The sequence below is a fragment of the Actinomyces wuliandei genome (assembly GCF_004010955.1).
Taxonomy (GTDB): Bacteria; Actinomycetota; Actinomycetes; order Actinomycetales; family Actinomycetaceae; genus Actinomyces; species Actinomyces wuliandei.
In genome coordinates this window covers 206,290-223,457 of record NZ_CP025227.1, presented here as the reverse complement: position 1 = coordinate 223,457, position 17,168 = coordinate 206,290, and the positions used below count along the sequence as shown (strand labels likewise).

The window sequence follows — 17,168 nt, the reverse complement described above, 5'->3', positions numbered from 1 at the left end:
GACAGGACGGGGGTCAGGCACGCTGGCAGCTGTCACTGTGCCCGGGCTGGACAAGGGGGCGTCCCGCTCCGCCCGCCAGGGCCGTCCCCGTCGAGGGGCAGCACCTGCGGCAGGCCTGGGGCGCCAAGCACCTCCGAGCCGCTGTCACCCCGGCTCCTCGGCCCGGCTGCCAACCCTTCGGCCACCTCAGGACCCAGGACGGTCTCCAGGGCGGCGAGGTAGTCCTCCTCCCTGCCGGCCTGGCCGGCACGACGGGCAGCCACGGTGGGGTGGTGCAGGAGGTGGGCGGCCAGCCTCCGTAGCGCCTGGTGCGCCTCAGCCACAGTGACCAGCGCCTCGCCCTCCTCGTCGCCCCTGCAGGACGACCCCGCACCACCCCCGGACCTGTCGGCGCCCTCACCGTCAACCCCGCCCCCGGAGCCGGCCCCTCCTACGGCACCACGCCGCCCCGCAGCAGGCACCGGGCGCAGCCGTGCGGCCTCCTGGGCCACCATGTCATTGACCCGCGAGCGAAGCCCCGTGATGAGGCCGTCCATGCGGCGGCCCCGCAGGAACCGCTCGAACGCCTCCGTCTCCTGAGCCACGATGGCCCGGGCCGCCGCAAGGTCCTCGGTACCCACCTCGGGGACGGCCGACTGGATGCGCTCCAGCCCGGTATAGATCACCCCGGGCAGCTCCTCCACACCTCGTTCGGCGTCGCGGACCAGGGACAGGTCCAGCAGCGTCAGGGGCCGAGCGCCCCCCTCCTGCCGCATCCGCTGGGCGGTGGCACGCGACACCTGGCTGCAGGTGAGCACAGGGGCGCCCCGGCCGCGGCAGGTGATAACCAGGTCCACTGCGGCCAGTGCCTCCTGGAGCCCGCCGGGGTCCAGGGCACGCAGGCCGTGCCCCCGGGCGAAGGACTGTGCCCGGTCCGAGGCGGAGTAGACGGTCACGTCGGTAGCACCGCGCTCACGTAGCACCGAGACAGTGGCCCCCGCGTAGGAGCCGGTCCCCACCAGGAGGACCCGGCAGCGGCCGAGAGGAGGCAGGTCCTGGGCGACGAGGTCCACGCCGACCGCTGCCAGGCTGCGACCACGACCCGCTACATCCGTCTCCGCCGCGACCCTGCGGGAGACAACCAGGGCGTGCTCCACGACACGGACCAGATCAGGACTGAGCGTGCCCTCCTGCCCAGCCTCCCTCAGGGCGCGACGCACCTGCCCGGCGATCTGCCGCTCTCCCACCACCATGGACTCCAGCCCGCAGGCGGTGGCGAAGAGCTCACGGTAGGCCTGCGCGCCCTCCCAGGAGGCCCAGGCGAGGTCATCGCGCTCCAGCCCGGCCCGGTGAGCCATGAGGCTGGACACTCGGGACACCGTTGCAGCCAGCCCGTCGGGCACGGGCAGGCCGGGGACAGACCTTCCGTCCTCCCTGCTGCCTGGGGGTACCGCGCCACCGACGACGTCGTCTGAGTCGTCACCTCCGCCGTCGCGCACGGCCGCGCCGCCGTGGGTGTCAGGCGCGACACCGGGAGGAGCACCGGAGTCGCTGCGGGAGTCCAGGAGGAGTGACAGCCGGTTGCAGGTTGCCAGCACCATGGCACCCCGCAGCCCGGGTAGGAGGCCTACGAGCTCCTTCCCCAGTCCGGGGGCTACCGCGCCCAGGCGGGACACTGTCCCCAGGTCCAGGAAGCGGTGGTCTGCTGAGATGAAGTAAATCGCCACGTCAGGTGGTATTGAATCACCCGGAAAGGCCGGAGGCACAATAGCCTTCCCCGCTACGTCATATAACCTAGCGGCGCAGGACCGCCGCACTATTCATGACATTGTGTCATCAAAGTAATCCGCAAGATCTCAGCCAGAAGCGCCGTCACCAAGGAGCCCCCGCCCAGATGCCGTGCACCAGCCAGGCACCACCACGTGAAAACAGGCCGCACAACGCGCCCTCTCCCACAACCCCCTATTACGTCACCGGCTCCGCACACAATTCAGGGCCGCTCTCCCGTGCCGACGGCATGCCTCGGCCCGTGGCCAGCACCCACCTGCCCGCCCTCCTGGAGGCCCTAGACGGCCGCAGGCCGCAACGGACCCCGGTGTGGTTCATGCGCCAGGCCGGCAGGTCGCTGCCAGAGTACCGCCAGCTGCGGGCACGGGCCGGCGCCCCCATGCTGGACGCCTGCCTGGACCCGTCCCTGGCGGCGGAGGCCACTCTCCAGCCGGTGCGCCGTCACGGCGTGGACGCGGCCGTGCTCTTCTCCGACATCGTGCTCCCCCTGCGCCTGGCCGGGGTGGCGGTACGCATTGAGGAGGGGGTCGGCCCCGTCCTGGACCACCCGGTACGTGAGGCCAGGGACGTCACCGCGCTCCTGGAGCACCACTACGGCGACGCCCGTGCAGGAGCGGGAGCCCAGGAGGGGGCATCAGGGGCCGAGGCCGTCGCCGAGGCCGTGCGCCGCGTCGTCGCCGAGCTGGGGAGCCCGCAGGCTCCTGGGCGCCAGGCGGCCCTGGGGCACCGGGCTCGTGCCGGGCTGAGGCACAGCCACGGTCAGGCCGCCTGGACCCCGCTCATCGGGTTCGGTGGAGGCCCGTTCACCCTGGCCGCCTACATGGTGGAGGGGCGCCCCAGCCGGGACCACCTGGCGGCGCGCACCCTCATGCACGCCGACCCCACCTCCTGGGACCGGCTGATGACCTGGTGCGCCCGGCTGACAGGTGCCTTTATCGCCACCCAGGTGGCTGCCGGGGCCTGCGTCGCCCAGCTGTTCGACTCCTGGGCGGGCGCCCTGTCCCCCACCCTCTACCGCCAGCACGTGCTCCCCTACTCCCGCCTGGCCCTGGAGACCGCCAGCCAGGCGGTGTCCCCCGTGACCGGCCGCCCGCCCCACCTGCTGCACTTCGGCACCGGCACCGCCCGGCTGCTGGGGGACATGCGAGCCGCTGGCGCCCACGCCGTGGGGGTGGACGAGCGCACCGACCTGGGCGAGGCCGTGGAGACACTGTCACGCAGCGACCCACAGGGGCGGCCCTGCCCGGTGCAGGGCAACCTTGACCCGGCGCTGCTGGCCGCACCGTGGCCGGTCCTGGCCCGTGCGGTCGACACCTGCCTGGAGGCCGGCCTGGCAGCACCAGCCCACGTCGTCAACCTGGGGCACGGCGTCCCGCCCTCCACCGACCCCGACACGCTGACCCGCGTTGTCGCCCGCGTGCACGGGTCCACCGACTGGGAGGAGACCGCCCTGGAGGGCTGGCAGCCTGCGCAGGAGCAGTCGTGAGCGCCCCGGCCAGGCCTGGTCGGCAGGGAGCGCAGGACCGGGAGCAGGACTGGGACGCCGTCGTCGTGGGCGGCGGCATGGCGGGCCTGAGCGCCGCCTGGGAGCTGGCGCGTGCAGGCCTGCGCCCCCTCCTGGTGGAGGCCCGGGGCTACACCGGAGGGCTGGTGGCGGGGGCCAGCGTGGCCGGGGTGCGGATCGACCTGGGGGCCGAGGGCTTCGCCACCCGTGCCGACTCACCCCTGGGCGTCACGGCCACGGCCCGCGAGCTCGGGCTGACCACCGTCTCCCCCTCGGGCAGGCCCCACCTCTTCCTGCCTCCCGTGGCCGGGGGCGCCACCCCGCCCCGGGACGTCCCCACCGGGACGGCGCCACCGACAGCAGACGAGGGCGCCCCCTCTGCGCAGCCGTGGGGGCTGCACCCCTTCCCTGCCAACGCCTTCCTGGGCATCCCCGCCGACCCGGGCTCGCCCGACGTCGTCTCCGTCATCGGCACCGAGGCGGCCGCCCTGGCAGCCCGGGACCGGGACCTGCCCGCCTTCGTGGGCACCCGGCCGCAGGACCCTGGCGACCTGGCCTCCTTCGTGCGGACCCGGATGGGCCAGGGCGTGCTGGACCGGCTGGTCCGTCCCGTCGTGGCGGGCATCCACTCCGCCGACCCCGGCGTGCTCGCCACCGACACCGTGGCCCCGGGCCTGCGCGAGGCGACAGCCCGCCTGGGCGGCCTGGGGGCGGCCGTCGCTGAACTGGTGGAGCACCGTCGCCGCAGCGGGCGGCGAGGAGGCGACGCCACTGTCGAGGGCGGCCTGTTCCTCCTGACCGACGCCCTGCGGCACGCTATTGAGGCCGCTGGCGGCAGGACCGAGACCCGCACAGGGGCACAGTGGCTCAGGCAGGAGGCCCCCGGGAGGTGGACCCTGGCGGTCTCAGACACCCAGCGAGGGCCGTCACCCTCCGACGAGCCGACCCCCGTGGGACCTCAGCGCCTCCTGCGCACCGCACGGGTGGTCCTGGCCTGCTCACCGGGGGCCGCCCTGCGCCTGCTGGAGGGCGCCCCGGGCGTGGACACCGACGTGGAGGTGCCCTGCGGCACCAGCCTGGCCCGCCTCGTCCTGGTGGTCCGCGCCCCCGGGCTGGACGACGCCCCCACGGGCTCGGGACTGCTGGTCGCGCCAGGGGCTGAGCCCCCCGGCGGGTCCCCCTCCTGCCCGGTGAGGGCCAAGGCCCTGTCCCACCTCAGTGCCAAGTGGCCCTGGGTGGGACGGCAGCTGCGTGAGCGCCACGGGCCGGGCACACACGCCCTGCGCCTGTCCTACGGGCGCCCGGGCCGTCCGCGCCCGGAGGTGGACCGGGAGGACGCCCTGGAGGATGCCTCCACCCTGACCGGCACGCGCCTGGACCCTTCTGCGGTACTGGACCACGTCCTGGCCCGCTGGGACGGGACGCTGCCCCCGCCCACACCCACCTACCGCCGACGCACAGCCCGTCTGGAGGAGGAGGTGGCACGGCTGGAGGGGCTGGTTGTCACGGGCGCGTGGGTAGCAGGGACCGGGATTGCAGCCATCGTGCCCCATGCACGGGCAGCCGCCGGAAGGCTGGTCCCGCTCAACCGCACCTGACATGCCGCACCCCGGTGACATCCAGGGCGTAGACAGATTTGTCCCCTAGGGTGGCAGGGAATTCGGGAGGAGGAGGCGTGCATGCATGACGGCCAGGAGCCTGCAACCCGCGCCGTCCGCCTGGGTACACGAGGCTCACGTCTGGCGCTGACCCAGTCCACCCAGGTGGCACGCGCCCTGGAGGACGCGGGCGCCCCCGGCATCACGCTGGTGACCGTACGCACCCAGGGAGACGGAGACCGAACCCCGCTGCGTGACCTGGGAGGAGCCGGCGTCTTTGCCGCCCTGCTGCGCCGCGCCCTGCTAGGAAGCCATGTGGACCTGGCGGTCCACTCCTTCAAGGACCTCCCCACCGCACCCGCATCCGGTCTGGAGGTCATCTGCGTGCCCCGGCGGGAGGACACGCGCGACGCCCTGTGCGCCCGCGACGGCCTGACCCTGGAGGCGCTGCCCGCAGGCTCACGCGTGGGCACCGGCTCCCCTCGCCGCGCGGCCCAGCTGCTGGCGGTGCGCCCCGACCTGGAGGTTGTGGACCTACGCGGCAACGTGCCCACCCGGCTGGCTCGGGTCAACGGTCTGGCCACAGCCGCTGCGGTAGGCACCGACGAGCCTGTCGCCCCGGCTGGCCCCGATGCGCAGGGCGACCTGGATGCCGTGGTGCTGGCACTGGCCGGCCTGCGGCGCCTGGGGCTGGAGCACTGCGTGAGCCAGGTCCTGGACCCCGAGGTCATGCTCCCGGCACCGGCGCAGGGAGCGCTCGCCGTTGAGGCCAGGGCCGGGACCCTGGAGGAGCACGAGGACCTGGCACGGGCCGCAGCGCGCCTGGAGGACGCCGACACGCGCGTGGCCGTCACCGCTGAGCGCGCCCTCACGGCCGGGCTGGAGGCCGGGTGCGCGGCGCCGGTGGGTGCCTGGGCACGGGTTGTTGACCTGGAGCCTGGGACGCACGACCCCGCCTCCGGCCCGGCCCAGGCAGGGACGGGACCCGCAACGCAGGACAGCAGGTCAGCCACGGCCGGGCACCCGAGCGTGAGCGGCCCCAGTACCGCACCGGGGCGTCGCGGCTCTCCGGGAGCCGGTTCTGTGGCACGTCGCGAGCTGGTTCTGCGCGCACTCGTGTCCTCCCCGGACGGACAGCGCCGCCTGGTTCGGGAGCGCCGTGTTCCCCTGCCCGGCGGCCGGGGTCAGGGCGTGCGCCCCCAGGGCTCCTCGGCCCCCCGCACCACCTCCGACCTGGTGACGGCCGAGAACCTTGGCGCCCGGGTGGCCTCGGTGCTGCTGGAGGACGGCGCTGGCGAGCTGTCGGACCTCCAGGCGCGCAGGCCCGAGCACCCCCCGGCAGGGCTGAGCGGCCCCAGGCAGGACTGACTGGCATGCGCCCGATCGTCCCCCCAGGTGCAGGTCCGCTCACCGACCGCCCGGCTGCCCCCGACGACACCCTGGCCGCGCCCACTCACCCCGGCGCTGCGGATGACGGTGCCCGGCGGCTGGGCGGCCTGAGGATCCTTCTGCCCCGCCTGCGCACGCCCGACGCGCTGGCCGAGGGTCTCGAGCACGCCGGGGCCACCGTGGAGCGAGCCGCCCTGACCCGGACCGCACCTGTCCCCGGGCAAGGAGGTGCCCTGGAGAACCTGTGCCGCCGCCTGGTCACGGGGGAGGCAGCCTGGCTGGTCCTGACCTCGGCGCGGACCGTGGAGGTGCTGGCTCCCTGCCTGCTCCGGCAACTAGCGCACCACTCCCCCTCCGGCGGGCACGACCGTGGACTGCCGCAGGACGTGCGAGTCGCCGTCGTCGGCCCGGCCACGGCCCGCTCCTGGCGGGACCTGATAGGCCGGAGCCCGGATGTGGTTGCTGATGGCAGCGCCCAGGCGCTCCTGCACCACCCCGTGCTGGCCACAGGCCCCAGTGCCCCAGGTGGCTCGGCAGGTGGCTCGCACAGCCCGGACGGCAGCCTTCCCGGTGACAGCCCCGGCAGCATCACTGACACGAGCAGGCGAGTGCTTCTGCCCGCCTCCGCCCTGGCGAGCCCGGTCCTGGCCCAGGGGCTGCGCCGGGCAGGCTGGCAGGTGGAGCAGGTGGAGGCCTACACCACCGTGCCGGCACCGCCGGAGGACCTGCCCAGTGGGCTTCTGCCGTCCTGGCAGGGCGGCAGGGTGGACGTCGTCGTCCTGACCGCTCCCTCGGTGACCCGCGCGCTCCTGCACCTGGTGGGGCCGCCACCGCCTCCTACCCGCACCGTCGCCATCGGGGCCACGACGGCCCAGGCCGCCAGGGAGGCAGGCATCATCGTGGACGCCACCGCCGCCTCCCCCACACCAGCAGGTGTGCTCCGGGCGGTCGAGGAGGCGCTCCGCCGCCCAGTCCGGGCAGACGAGACGGCTATACACACCGCAGACACCGCAGGTGACGTAAGAAGACGATCCTCGACAGGAGAGACGACACCATGACTCCCACAAAGACTCCCGTGACGACTCCCACCGCTCTCGACGCGCCCCGCTCCGCGACCAGCACTGCGACCAGCCCCACGACCAGCGCTGCGCCTCGCCCCTCTGCCCCTGACCTCCTGGCCTCCCGGGGTGTGCCCGCCCCCGCCCCGCCCACCGTGCGGCCCCGGCGCCTGCGCTCCACGCCCGCGATGCGCCGTCTGGCCCGCGAGCACGCTGTTGACCCTGCCAGCCTCATGCAGCCGGTCTTCGTGCGCGAGGGTGTCAGCCAGCCGCAGCCGGTGGAGGCGATGCCTGGCGTCGTCCAGCACACCCTGGACTCGCTGCGCGCCGAGGCCGCTGCCTGCGCCCGCGCCGGGCTGGGCGGCATGGTGCTGTTCGGCGTGCCCCAGGAACGCGACGAGGTCGGCAGCCAGGCCTGGGCCGGGGACGGCATCCTCAACCACGCGGTGGCTGCGGTGCGCGCTGAGGTGGGTGACGCGCTGGTGGTGTGCGCCGACACCTGCCTGGACGAGTTCACCAGCCACGGGCACTGCGGCGTGCTGCGGCAGGACGGGCCTCGCGCGGGTGAGGTGGACAACGACGCCACCCTGCCCCTGTACCAGGCGATGGCCGTGTCCCAGGCGGAGGCGGGGGCGCACATGGTCTCACCCTCGGGCATGATGGACGGGCAGGTCGCGGCGGTACGCGCCGCCCTGGACGCCACCGGGCACGACGACGTCGCGGTCCTGGCCTACTCGGCCAAGTACGCCTCGGCCTACTTCGGCCCCTTCCGGGAGGCGGTGCGCTCCACCTTGCAAGGCGACCGACGCACCTACCAGCTCGACCCCGCCAACCGGCGCGAGGGACTGCGCGAGGCCGTCCTGGACGCGGCCGAGGCCGCAGACATGGTCATGGTCAAGCCCGCAGGCCCCTACCTGGACGTCCTTGCCCAAGTTGCTACGGCCAGTCCCGTGCCCGTGGCCGCCTACCAGGTCTCCGGGGAGTACGCCATGGTGGAGGCCGCCGCCCGCAACGGGTGGGTGGAGCGTGAACGGGTTATCGCCGAGTCGCTGCTGGGGATCGTGCGCGCAGGTGCCGACGTGGTGCTGACCTACTGGGCCCGGCAGGTCGCCGAGCACCCCGGGTGGCTGGCCTCCTAGCGGGGCGCGTGGTCGCGAGGGGCGCGCGCGTGCGCCCGGAAGAAGCGCCGCGCCCGGAAGGCCCCGTGGCGTGGCTCCCGCCTGACACTGGCGAGCGGCCCCTGCCCGATACGCCCCAGAAGCCCCGAGGGGGAACACTCGTTGTCACTGCTCCACGATGGGTAGAACAGTGTGAGCCCCCCTGACGCGGCTCACGCATGGCTGGAGACCGTCCCGCTGGAGCAGACTCGCGTGAGCCAGGCTCACGTGCCCGGGGCGAGCCAGGGTGGCACAGATCCCGGCCTCACCGACACGCTCCACGCACCAGTCGCTCACCCCTGTGCGGGTTGGTGGCACAGCTCCGGGCCTCACCGACACGCTCCACCTAGGCGCGTCCCGCACCAGCCCACCTCGCACGGCTCCCGCCAGGATGGAACCACCCAGATGACAGCCCCTAGCCCCCTGGGCCATCCCGGAGAATATGACAGACCCTGCGGAGTCGGCACCCCGGGACAGACCGCCCCCCGGGGCCGGGAGCGGCTGGTCCTGCGCCTTCGGCCACCTCTGCTGCCATGACGACCACCTGCACAGCTCCTGGGACGACGCGGACCGTCGCAGGAGGGACTACCTGTCCGACCAGGAGTACGCGAGCTGGAGGCGATCACCGTCTGTCCCGACGACCCCATGCCCTGGGAGAAGGACTGGAGGCCCCAGTGACACCCCAGGGCACCCGGGGCGGCCAGGGCCCCAGCAGCGGCAGGGGCGGCTATGGTCGGATCTCCAGCCGCACCACCGCACGACCTCACGACCGGACGCGAACTACGGACACAGGAGTCCCGATGACCACTCAGTCACCCACCCAGCCCTCCAGCCACCCCGCTGACAGCAACGCCGCCCTCTTTGAGGCCGCCCGCGCCGTCATTCCCGGGGGCGTGGACTCCCCGGTACGCGCCTTCGGCTCGGTGGGCGGGACCCCACGCTTCATCACCTCCGCCAGCGGCGCACGGGTCCGTGACACCGAGGGTCGCAGTTACGTGGACCTCGTGGGCTCCTGGGGTCCGGCCCTCCTGGGCCACGCCCACCCTGACGTGGTGGAGGCCGTGCGGGAGGCAGCCTGTCGAGGGCTGTCCTTCGGGGCGCCCACGGAGGCGGAGACCCTGCTGGCCCAGGAGGTGCGCCGCCGGGTACCAGCGGCCGAGCGGGTCCGCCTCGTGTCCACCGGCACCGAGGCAACTATGACAGCCGTCCGCCTGGCGCGCGGGGCCACCGGGCGCGACCTCGTGGTCAAGCTCGCCGGCTGCTACCACGGCCACTCTGACGGCCTGCTGGCCGCAGCAGGCTCGGGCGTGGCTACGGGAGGCCTGCCCGGAAGCGCCGGGGTACCGCAGACGGTGGCCGCCCAGACCGTCGTCCTGCCTTACAACGACCTGCCCGCCTTGGAGGCCTGCCTGGAGCAGCGCGGCCAGGAGGTGGCCGCCGTCATCCTGGAGGGCGCGGCCGCCAACATGGGGGTGGTGCCCCCGCTGCCCGGCTACACCGCAGGCGTGCGGCGCCTGACCGCCCAGCACGGCGCCCTCATGATCCTTGACGAGGTGCTCACCGGCTTCCGTGTGGGACCGGCAGGCTGGTGGGGCCTGGAGGCCGTGGAGGGGTGGGTGGCTGACGGGCAGGGTGGTCCCGTGCCCGGCAGTGCTCACGGCGCTCACGGCGCCCGAGCCTGGCCTGCGAGCAGGGCGGAAGCCTCCTGGGTGCCCGACCTCCTGACCTTCGGCAAGGTGGTCGGCGGCGGGGTGCCGCTGGCCGCCGTCGGCGGGCGTGCCGACGTCATGGACCTGCTGGCCCCCCTGGGGCCCGTGTACCAGGCGGGGACCCTGTCGGGCAGCCCACTGGCCACAGCAGCGGGCCTGGCCACCCTGCGTCTGGCTGACGACCAGGTCTACCGGGCTGTTGACACGGCTGCGGCTCAGGTGGGCCAGGTGGTCTCAGAGGCGCTGAGCGCCCAGGGGGTGGCCCACCGTGTCCAGCGCGCGGGCTCCCTGTTCTCCGTCATGTTCGGGGACAGCGCGGCCAGCAGCGGCGTGCACGACTACGAGAGCGCCCAGGCCCAGGAGACCTGGCGCTTTGCCCCCTTCTTCCACGCCTTCCTGCGGGAGGGCGTGGCCCTGCCACCCTCCGTGTTCGAGGCGTGGTTCGTCTCCGCCGCGCACGACGACGCGGCGGTGGAGACCGTCGCCGCTGCTGCTCCGGCTGCTGCGCGCGCCGCCGCCCAGGCCCGTCCCACTCAGCAGCCCACGGCAACAGAACAGTAAACCTTTCCGGCCTCCTGCACGGCCTCACGGTGTACCGCTCCGGCGATGAGGCACTCATAAGCCCTCACCCATCGTTTCCATCCTAAAGAAAACTCTCCTGAGGTCAACATACGGTATCAAATCACTGACGTTCCCTCATTCTCATTGAGTACTTACCTAGCACGGTGCTACGTTGCCTCCCCGGTATTGTTCGGACCGGCTAAGACACGGGTGCGGCCAGTTATGCACCCTGCCGTGTCTGCCCGCACCCCCGAGAGGACCACCATGCCGCTCACCGCACCCGCGCACCGCAGCAGGGCCGTCAGCCAGGCCCACATCGCAGCAGTGCTCGCAATGCTGCTGTCGCTCACCGGCGCCCTGCTGGGCACGGTGCTGCCTACCACCGCCCAGGCGGCACCCAACACCGACATCGTCGTCAGCGACCTGACACTGGTGAAGTCCAGCGCCACCGGGCAGGACGACCCCGATGACACCGACGTCGCCGTGGGCGACACCTTGCGCCTGTCCTTCACCTGGGACGCCCGTGGCGCGAACGCCAAGAGCGGCGACTCCTTCTCCATCGAGCTTCCCGAGGAGCTCCAGAACCGGGAGTTCCCCCTCTCCCAGCCCCTCGCCGTCACCTACAACGGCACCCAGACCACGATCGGTACCTGCGAGCTGGACCAGCGCACCATTACCTGCACCTTTAACGGGGAGCTCGACACACTGGTCGGCCAGGGATTCAGCGGCCTGAATGGCAGCGGATCGGCGCTTGTCACCGCCGTGCAGGCAACCGACTCCAGCACCGTTGACATCAGTGCCAACGGGACCGTGACCGCAGTTGACATCCCGGGGGGACAGATCGGTGAGTACACCGGTGGCAGCTACTCCCCCGAGTCCTTGCGCAAGTGGGCCTTCCCACTCAGCTCCACCTCGTCCGCCGTTGACTGGGAGCTCAACTTCGGCACCCCGGCCATCACCGAGGCCCTGGCCGCTGGCGGGAACCCGATCACGGTGGACGGGCAGACCGTCTCCACCATCACCATCACTGACCGCCTCACCCCCGGCCAGACCTACAGCACCGACCTCAGCACGTGGACGCTGGACATCGGCCAGAGCGCCGACCGCGACACTGCGGTAGGAACGGTCACCGACGCCTCCGGGACGGACCACGACACCTCTCAGGGCAACTTTGACCTGGAGGTGACTCTTAACGGGGACGAGGCCACGATCCGGGTCACCGGCCCCTTCGCCCCGAACACCAACTACGTCGTGTACTACTCCTCCGTCCCGACGACGGACAACCAGACGATCCAGCCCGGGGTCGAGTACGAGAACAACGCGACACTGGTGGGCAGCACCAGCGAGACCAGCTACCTCGTCTACTACACGAGGTCCTTCACTATCGACGTTTCCATGGAGGCCGGGTTCGGCGGCCTCAACATCACCAAGCTCCTCTCGGGTGAGGCTGCACCCCGCGTCCCAGAGGGAACCACCTTTACCGTCGGCATCGACTACACGCTGCCGGGGGGTGCCACAGTGGACACCTACGAGGGCTGGACCGCACCCGGTGAGGTCCGTGCCGACCGCACTGGCGGGACGACGACGATGGAGGTGACCCTCGGGGCGATCACCACCTACAACGGGACCTTCCCGGCCGGCACGGTCCTCACCCTGAGCGAGGACCCCACGACAGCCTCCACCACGCCTGAGGGCGCGACGTGGGGCACCCCGGTCTTTACTGTGGGCGGTGAGACGACGACCTCGCTCACGGTCGCCGACCAGACCTCCACGGCCGTCACCCTGAGGAACACCGCAGAGGAGGCGGAGACTCCGGTGGGGTCGTTCTCGGTGGCCAAGACCGTCGAGGGCGCTGAGGACCTGAGCTCCAAGGAGTTCACCTTCACCTACACCTGCGACGACGCCGACTCCACCACCGGCACCCTCACCGCCACCGGCGACGGGACCGCTGTAGACGCCGACATCGCCCTGCCTGAGGGCACCCAGTGCACCATCAACGAGGACACCGACGCCGCCCAGGAGGACGGCTACACCCTCACCCCGCCCGAGCCACAGACCATCACCATCACCACCGCCGACCAGACAGCAACCGCCACCTTCACCAACACCTACGCACCAGAGGAGACCCCTGAGCCCAGCGAGACACCCACCGACCCCGCAACCGAGACCCCTGAGCCCAGCGAGACACCCACCGACCCCGCAACCGAGACCCCTGAGCCCAGCGAGACACCCACCGACCCCGCAACCGAGACCCCTGAGCCCAGCGAGACACCCACCGACCCCGCAACCGAGACCCCTGAGCCCAGCGAGACACCCACCGACCCCGCAACCGAGACCCCTGAGCCCAGCGGGACACCCACCGACCCCGCAACCGGGACCCCTGAGCCCAGCGGGACACCCACCGACCCCGCAACCGGGACCCCTGAGCCCAGCGGGACACCCACCGACCCCGCAACCGGGACCCCTGAGCCCAGCGGGACACCCACCGACCCCGCAACCGGGACCCCTGAGCCCAGCGAGCCGGTGACCACTGAGACGCTTTCGACGTCAGCCCCAGGTGGCGCTGCGGGCGGGTCGCCAGAGGCGTCAGAGACACCGGACAACAACCCGGCAGGTTCCGCGCCGCGCAGGACCGGGACGCTCGCACGCACCGGGGCGACTATCGGCATCGCTCTTGTCGCGCTGCTGGGCCTGGGAGCAGGTAGTGCGCTGCTGATCGCCCGTCGTCGCGGCTAGGAGGGCTGTCGTCGGCACTGGCGCCGGCAGGCAGGGCGACACCAGACTGGGGGTCGGCTCCACCGAGCCGACCCCCAGTGCACTCCTCCGTGCTCTCCCTCGCCTCCACACCCCCGGACGCACCGTTTCCTCATCCAGCTGGCGATCTGCACGCAAGCAGCAGGCACCTCGGGAGGACAACAACCAGGAAGAAAGCAGGTGACTCCAGCATCTCTGAGCCACCAAGCCTTGAGTGCTGCCAGCAGCACGCCTCCGCCCAGGACAACAGTCCTCCACAGATCACCCCACTCACGCAGGCCTGGCCCCACAGCGACTGACCCGGATACTCAACGGCAGTGGAAGACCCTTGGCCCAGCTCAGAATCTGCAAGGCCCCCGCCCCTCCCTGCCACCCCAGGCGCGCAGCGCTGACCACAACAGGCGAGTCCCGCTGCCGTATGACAACGACAGCGGGACTCGTCCCTCACACCTCCTCTCCCTCACAGCCTGGCCGTCGGCTCAGCCGCAGCAGGCCAGGGCGAGGACGCTACGAGGTGCGCTCCAGGTGGCGGCCTGTTGACCGCCGGGGCACTGCTCGCCTCCCGTGGTGGCGCGCGGAGGTGTCATCTCCAGCCTGGCTGGTGTGCACCAGCGGCGGGTTGACCAGGACGGCGTCGCCCGTGGCGTGATCAGGCTCCAGCTGCCAGCCGGGTCGGCGCAGCGCGTAGAAGACCAGCGGAGGCAGGCCCAGGACCACGATCACCAGTCCCACCACGAGGGCGTAGCCCACGGTGCTCAGGCCCGTGAACCCGGACGGGCGGACGAACGACAGCACGAACGCCACCGCGCATGCCACGAACCCGATGCCAGCCACCAGCCTCATCGCGGGCGTGCGGTAGGTGCGCCGCACCTGCGGACGAGTGGTACGCAGGCGGATGGCAGCCGCGAACAGCATCATGTACATGATGAGGTAGAGCGCTGCGGCCATGTCGATCAGTGTGACGAAGGCGGTGTTGCCATTGGGGATGACCACGAACAGCAGCGCCAGGACCGTCACGACGACCCCCTGCAGCACGAGGATCGAGCGCTGCACCCCCGCCCGGTTGCGCTCCTGCAGCAGCGGGGGCAGCAGCCCTGTGCGGGCGGCGGCCAGCAGACCCTTGGAGGGACCCGCGATCCAGGTGACCACGGAGGCGAAGGCGCCCAGGGCGATGAGCAGGGAGACCACAGGGGTCCCCCAGCCCATGTGCCAGTGGTCGAAGAAGGTCTGGAAGGCCAGGTTGATACCGTCCACCACCCCCAGGCGCCCCTGGGGGACGGCGACGGCGATCGCCAGGGTGGGCAGGATGAAGATGGTGAGGATCAGGGCCGCAGAGGCCAGCACTGAGCGGGGGTAGCCGCGCCCAGGATCGGCCAGGTCGTTGGCGTGGACGGCGTTGACCTCCATGCCCGCGTAGGCGAGCACGTTGGACACGATGAGCACGATAGAGGCCAGACCCGTCCAGGGCGGGAGCACGGCCGACGCCGTCAACGGCGCCTGGGAGGGCGTCCCAGTCACCAGCCAGGCAGCGCCAAAGACCACCAGGAGCACTGCGGGCAGAAGAGTACCCACGATGCCGCTCCACGACCCCACCTTGGCAAACAGGTTGCCGCCAGCCAGTGTGATGAGGGTGGAGAGCCAGTAGAGGACGATGATGACACCAGCCACGTAGACGCCGTTGCTGGCCAGCCAGCCACGGTTGATCACATAGGACAGGCTCACGGCGATGAAGGCGATCTGCGTGGGGTACCACACGACGTTCTGCACCCACTGCAGCCAGATGGCCACAAAGCCCCAGCGCTGGCCAAAGGCCTCACGCACCCAGACAAACACGCCGCCCTTCCACCCGGTGGCAAGCTCGGCAGCCACCAGGGCCGTGGGCACCAGGAAGAAGACCGCCGGGATGACGTAGAGCACCACCGAGGCGAGTCCGTAGCCGGCCATGGCCGGAAGTGAGCGCAGCGAGGCGACCGCCACCACGGTGAGCATGGCCAGGTTGAACACGGACATGCTGGCAGGCTGGCGGGCCGGGGCCGCAGCAGCCTCGCCGCCCGGCGCACCCCCACCGTCCTGATGTCGCCGACGCCCTGCGGCGGCGCTGGCCGACGCGGCAGCCGTGTGGCGGGCGCCGCCAGGGGCGGTGCCGCGCGCGCCGTTGGGGGCCGCGTCGAAGGCATTGACAGAGAAGCCAGTTGTACTGGACATGGTAACCCCCTAGTGGTGGAAGGCGGCAGGGTGGTCCGACTCGTGGGGCAGAGGCCTGTCGAGCCGGTCGAGGTAGGTGACCTCAGCGCGCATGTCCTCAAGGAGGGCACCGGCCAGGTCGTGGCTGAGACCGTTACGCACCACGATGCGCTGCACGGTGACGTCGGTGAGGTCATCGGGCATCGGGTAGGCGGGCACCAGCCAGCCCTTCATGCGCAGCCGGTCGGAGAGGTCGTAGAGGTTCCACCGGTCCGTGTGGTCGGCGCGCAGCCGCCAGGCGAACACCGGGATGTCGGAGCCGTCGTTCCACAGCTCAAAGGGACCCATCCTCGCGATCTCCCCGGCCAGGTAGCGGGCGACGTCGCGGCTGTTGGACTGCACCCTGCGGTAGCCGTCGAACCCGAGCCGAAGGAACATGTAGTACTGGAGAAGCACCTGCGCCCCGGGTCGAGAGAAGTTGAGCGCAAAGGTGGGCATCTGGCCCCCGAGATAGGACACCTCGAAGATCAGCTCCTCGGGCAAGGCGGCCTCGTCACGCCACACAACCCATCCGACACCGGGATACACAAGCCCATACTTATGCCCAGAAGTACTGATAGACGCAACCCGGTTAATACGGAAATCCCATTCCAGGTCTGGTTGTACGAAGGGAGCAATCATACCTCCGGAGGCGCCGTCAACGTGAATGGGGACATCCAGCCCTGTGCGCTCCTGGATGGCGTCCAGTTCCCGAGCTATCTTGGCGACCGGCTCGTACATCCCGGTGTAGGTGACGCCCATGATCGCGACGACGCCGATGGTGTTCTCGTCAACATAGTCCTCGAGCCGGTACCCGTCGAGGACCTTGTGGTCCTCGCTGATTGGCACGAGGCGCGGCTCGACGTCCCAGTAGCGGCAGAACTTCTCCCAGCACACCTGCACGGCGCTGGACATGACGAGGTTGGGCCTGTCCGTCGGCCTGCCAGCGGCCTGGCGGGCCTTGCACCACCGGCGCTTGAGAGCGAGGCCACCGAGCATGCAGGCCTCCGAGGAGCCGATCGTCGAGGTGCCGATAGCGTGCCTCGGGTCCGGAGCGTGCCACAGGTCGGCGAGCATCGTCCAGCAGCGCGTCTCGATCTCGGCCGTCCGGGGGTACTCGTCCTTGTCGATCATGTTCTTGTCGGCCGCCTCCAGGTAGAGGCGGCCAGCGTGGTCGTCCATCCACGTGCTGACGAACGTGGCGAGGTTGAGGCGGGCGTTGCCGTCAAGCATCGCCTCGTCGTGGACCACCTGGTATGCGGTCTCAGGAAGCACCTCCGAGCTGGGGAAGCGGAACTTCGGCAGGTCGTAGGCCTCACCAGGTCTGGCGAAAAGTGGATTGAGCTCGCTACTACCAAGATCCGGGGCAGAAGAGTCTTCATTTGATAGCCGTGACATGTCGGGTTCTCCTCTCGGTAGACGACAATTGTCTATGGGATATCACCACA

Annotated in this window: 10 protein-coding genes; 7 read left to right on the top strand and 3 right to left on the bottom strand. The window is 71.4% G+C overall.

Annotated elements, in window-relative coordinates; translation table 11 throughout:
* Positions 1-32: 32 nt before the first annotated feature.
* On the bottom strand, positions 33-1,706 hold the full coding sequence (locus tag CWS50_RS00945) for a glutamyl-tRNA reductase (protein WP_127841292.1): 1,674 nt from the start codon (positions 1,704-1,706) through the stop codon (positions 33-35).
* Positions 1,707-1,996: 290 nt separating this feature from the next.
* On the opposite strand from CWS50_RS00945, the gene CWS50_RS00940 reads away from it, so the two are divergent.
* The 7 genes from CWS50_RS00940 (at position 1,997) to CWS50_RS00910 (ending at position 13,479) form a co-directional block, all read left to right on the top strand.
* Complete coding sequence (locus tag CWS50_RS00940) at positions 1,997-3,253, top strand: uroporphyrinogen decarboxylase (protein WP_127841291.1); 1,257 nt, start codon at positions 1,997-1,999, stop codon at positions 3,251-3,253.
* Complete coding sequence (locus tag CWS50_RS00935) at positions 3,250-4,869, top strand: protoporphyrinogen/coproporphyrinogen oxidase (protein ID WP_279221959.1); 1,620 nt, start codon at positions 3,250-3,252, stop codon at positions 4,867-4,869. The genes CWS50_RS00940 and CWS50_RS00935 overlap by 4 nt, the downstream gene beginning before the upstream one ends.
* A gap of 81 nt (positions 4,870-4,950) precedes the next feature.
* Positions 4,951-6,237, top strand: a complete 1,287-nt coding sequence (gene hemC, locus CWS50_RS00930) for a hydroxymethylbilane synthase (protein WP_127841290.1) — start codon at positions 4,951-4,953, stop codon at positions 6,235-6,237.
* A 5-nt stretch (positions 6,238-6,242) separates the two neighbouring features.
* Positions 6,243-7,316 carry a uroporphyrinogen-III synthase gene (locus tag CWS50_RS00925; protein ID WP_127841289.1) on the top strand — a complete coding sequence of 358 codons (1,074 nt, stop codon included), beginning with the start codon at positions 6,243-6,245 and terminating at the stop codon, positions 7,314-7,316.
* Positions 7,313-8,455 (top strand): porphobilinogen synthase, encoded by a 1,143-nt coding sequence (hemB, locus tag CWS50_RS00920; RefSeq protein WP_127841288.1) that lies wholly within the window; start codon positions 7,313-7,315, stop codon positions 8,453-8,455. Before CWS50_RS00925 ends, hemB begins: the two co-directional genes overlap by 4 nt.
* Positions 8,456-9,273: 818 nt before the next feature.
* Entirely contained in the window at positions 9,274-10,743 is a 1,470-nt protein-coding gene (gene hemL / locus CWS50_RS00915) for a glutamate-1-semialdehyde 2,1-aminomutase (protein ID WP_127841287.1), read from the top strand.
* Positions 10,744-10,977: 234 nt separating this feature from the next.
* The gene (locus CWS50_RS00910; RefSeq protein ID WP_243118387.1) at positions 10,978-13,479 is read left to right on the top strand and encodes a DUF7926 domain-containing protein; all 2,502 of its coding nucleotides are present in this window, start codon (positions 10,978-10,980) and stop codon (positions 13,477-13,479) included.
* A 525-nt stretch (positions 13,480-14,004) separates the two neighbouring features.
* Here the strand turns inward: CWS50_RS00910 and gadC are convergent.
* Entirely contained in the window at positions 14,005-15,702 is a 1,698-nt protein-coding gene (gene gadC / locus CWS50_RS00905; RefSeq protein ID WP_206610434.1) for a glutamate/gamma-aminobutyrate antiporter GadC, read from the bottom strand.
* Positions 15,703-15,711: 9 nt separating this feature from the next.
* The gene (gene gad / locus CWS50_RS00900) at positions 15,712-17,118 is read right to left on the bottom strand and encodes a glutamate decarboxylase (RefSeq protein ID WP_127841286.1); all 1,407 of its coding nucleotides are present in this window, start codon (positions 17,116-17,118) and stop codon (positions 15,712-15,714) included.
* Positions 17,119-17,168: the final 50 nt, after the last annotated feature.